We start from the raw sequence: 3,391 nt of genomic DNA on the forward strand, positions 1-3,391 counted from the left end.
TGGCCGGGGGCAGCGGCCAGCGCCGACGGCGCAACCGGAGCGGCGCTGTGATCGCCGCCGTGCTGGCGGGCCTTGCCGGGGCCTGGCTGGTGGCCATGGCCTATGTGTACCGGTTCCGGGGCCGGGCGCGGTACGCCAGCGTGCAGCAGTATTGGCGCAAGAGCTGGCCGGTGTTCGCGCTGCCCAATGCCGTGCTGTATCTCTTCACCCGGCGCTGGGCCCGTGGCCCGTTCGTGCCGGTCGATCGCTGCGCCCCGCTTGCCCAGTTGGCGCAGCACTGGGAAACCCTGCGCGATGAAGCCCTGGCCATGCAGGCGCACGGGGGATTCGACGAGGCGCGGCGCCAGGGCTCGCCCGCGTCGTTCGATGTGGGCTTTCGCACCTTCTACAAATACGGCTGGAGCCGCTATTACCTGCACTGGTATGGCTACACCTACCCATCGGCGAGCGCCAGTTGCCCCCGAACCCTGGAGATCCTCTCGCGGTTTCCCGACATCCGGGCGGCCATGTTCGCCGTGCTGCCCCCGCGCTCTGGGCTCACGCCCCACGCCGATCCGCTGGGCTGCTCGCTGCGATACCACCTGGGGCTCGCAACGCCCAATGCGGCGCAGTGTTTCATCAACGTCGATGGCATCGAGCGGGCCTGGCGCGATGGCGAGGCCTTCGTGTTCGATGAGACCTACCTGCACTTCGTGGCCAACGACACCGACGCGCCGCGGCTCATCCTGATGTGCGACGTGCGCAGGCCGATGGCGCTGCCCGGGCGCGTTTTCAATGCGGCGTATTCGCTGCTGGCCCGCGCGGTCCAGACGCCCAACGATGCCCGCGACCGGCGCGGCCTCGCCAGTGCCTTGTTCGCCGCGCTCGCCCCCGTGCGCGCCCGCGGAAAGCAGCTGCGCGAGCGCAATCGCCCTCTCTACAATGCCCTCAAGTGGGGCATCAACCTGGCTTTGCTGGGTGCGGTCTTCGGCATCGCCGCCGGCGCCCTGGTGTCGGTGCAGTGGCTTCTGCCGGCGTGACTGACCGCCGCGGCCTTCCATCCCCTTGCTGTGAAACTGCCTGTCCAGTGAACGCCAGCCTCGCCCATCCCGTCCCCCTGCAAGTCCTCATCATCGAGGACAACCGCGCGCTGGCCGCGAACATCTTCGACTACCTGGAGGCTTGCGGGCACGTGCCGGATGCGGCGCCCGATGGCAACTCGGGCCTGGATCTGGCCATCCGCCACCGGTACGACGCGATCGTCCTGGATTGGATGCTGCCCCGGATGGACGGCATGAGCGTTCTGTGCAAGCTGCGGCAGGAGCATGCCTGCGTGACCCCCATCATCATGCTCACCGCCAAGGACCAGCTGGAAGGCAAGCTGCTGGGCTTCGAGAACGGGGCGGACGACTACCTGGTCAAGCCGGTGGCCCTGCCCGAGCTGGAGATCCGCCTGCGGGTGATGGTCAGCCGTGCCCAGGCCCGGGCGGCGGCCGGGCGCACCTTGCGCGTGGGCGATCTGGCCTACCACCTGGACACGCTGGAAGTGACGCGGGGCACGCGCACCGTCGCGCTGTCGGGCACGTCCCGAAACATCCTGGAGCTGCTGATGCGCGAATCGCCGGGCACCGTGCGCCGCGACCGGCTGGAGCGCCTGATCTGGGGCCAGGACGTTCCCGACGCAGACCTGCTGCGATCCAGGATGCACCTGCTGCGGCGCGAGATCGACCAGCCCGGCGAAGCCCGGCTGCTGCACACCGTCACCGGGGCCGGCTACCGGCTGGGCGGGGCTTCGGCGTGAAGTGGCCATGGCGCGTGCAGAGCCTGCAGTGGCTGATCAACGCCACCTTGCTGATGTTCGGCGCCATGCTCGCCCTGGCGCTGCTGGTGCAGGGCAAGCTGAGCCAGGGCCTGGTCGAGCACCCCATCTGGCACCACCTGCTGGAGTCGGGCACGCGCAGCGTCCTGCAGTCGTCCCGGCCCGATCTGAGCGACACGCTGCCGACCCAGGGCACGGTCAAGGGATGGCTGCTGCCAAGCGGCGCCACGGCAGCGCCGGGCATGCCGGCGTTCTTCGCCGCGCTGGCCCCGGGGTATTACACCGAAGGCCAGATCGAACAGATCGCCGATCCTTCGACGTTCGCGGTCGCGGTTTCGATTCTCACGCCCCGCAAGGCGCCATTCGCCAGCGCAGGCGATGCGGCGGACCGCGCCCGCAGCTACACGGTCATGGTCACGGCCGTGCCGCAGGGCCGGCTGATCATGTCCATCGATCTGACCGAACTGGAGGACGAGCAGAACCGCAGCGTTCAGCTCAGCGTGCTGTTCATGCTGTTCAACCTCTTGATGATCGGTGCGGTGATCTGGTGGCTTCAACTGAGCCTGACCCGGCCCGTGCAGGACCTGGCGCGGCGCATGCGCGAGCTCGATCCGCTGAAACCCTCGCAGCGCCTGCCCGTGCGCTACCGCAAGAGCGAGCTCAACGTGATTGCGCAAGAGGCCAATGCGCACCTCGAACGGGTGGAGCTGGCGGTGGAGCGCGAGCGCAGCCTGCTCGACCAGGCCAGCCATGAATTCCGCACGCCGCTGGCCATCATCTCCGGGGCGGCCGATGTGCTGCACCAGCAGGCCTTGCCCGAACGCGCCCAGCGGCCCCTGCACCGCATCGACGAGGCGGTGGAGAACCTGACCCAGATCATGGAGGCGCTGCTGTACCTGTCGCGCGAGCCCAGCCCCGAAGAGCGCCGGCAGGTCACGTTACTGCACGCGCTGGTTCCCGACCTGGTGCGCGACCACGCCTATCTGCTGTCCGGAAAGCCCGTGCGCTATGTGCTCGATGCGCTGGAGCCCACCACCTTGATGGCGCCCGAATCCATGGTGCGCATCGCAGCGGGCAACCTGTTGCGCAACGCCGCCGAGCACACGCACGAGGGCGAGATCCATGTCTCGATCACCGGCGCCACGCTGTGCATCCGCGACACCGGGTGCGGCTTCGACACGGCGCAGTCCGCCCACCGATTCACCGAGTCGTTGAAGCAATCGCGCAAGCGCGCCGGGGGCGCAGGCATGGGCCTGTTCCTGACCCAGCGCATCTGCGAGCGGTTCGGCTGGCGGCTGGTGCTGGAGTCGTCGGTCTCGGTGGGCACCTCGGCCATCCTCCACTTCGAGCCGGGGCCGGTCAGGCCGGGGTAGGGGACTTTCAGGGGCCTCACCGGCGGGTGCCTCCATCCCCACCGGCGGGTGCCTCAAGGGACGGCGGGCGAGAAGGCCTGCCTGCCCGCATGCACGGATCGCGGTGCTGGCGCATGCCGGGCGCAGGAGAGACTGCGGTGCAGGGCGTTCAAAGAAATTGGGATCAAAAAGGCCGTCAGCGCATATTCCACTAGGGCATTACGCTACAAATTCAATAGCA

At 68.6% G+C, this 3,391-nt stretch carries 3 protein-coding genes; all 3 read left to right on the forward strand.

Annotated features, from left to right (window positions below; genetic code table 11):
* The coding region (locus AC27IQ_RS20850) for an aspartyl/asparaginyl beta-hydroxylase domain-containing protein (protein ID WP_487090631.1) at positions 1 to 1,019 on the forward strand (1,019 nt) is incomplete at its 5' end.
* Positions 1,020 to 1,066: 47 nt separating this feature from the next.
* The gene (locus AC27IQ_RS20855) at positions 1,067 to 1,780 is read left to right on the forward strand and encodes a response regulator transcription factor (protein WP_487090632.1); all 714 of its coding nucleotides are present in this window, start codon (positions 1,067 to 1,069) and stop codon (positions 1,778 to 1,780) included.
* On the forward strand, positions 1,777 to 3,171 hold the full coding sequence (locus AC27IQ_RS20860; RefSeq protein WP_284408044.1) for a sensor histidine kinase: 1,395 nt from the start codon (positions 1,777 to 1,779) through the stop codon (positions 3,169 to 3,171). Before AC27IQ_RS20855 ends, AC27IQ_RS20860 begins: the two co-directional genes overlap by 4 nt.
* Positions 3,172 to 3,391 lie beyond the last annotated feature (220 nt).

Source organism: Acidovorax sp. KPB24-07, assembly GCF_057543315.1.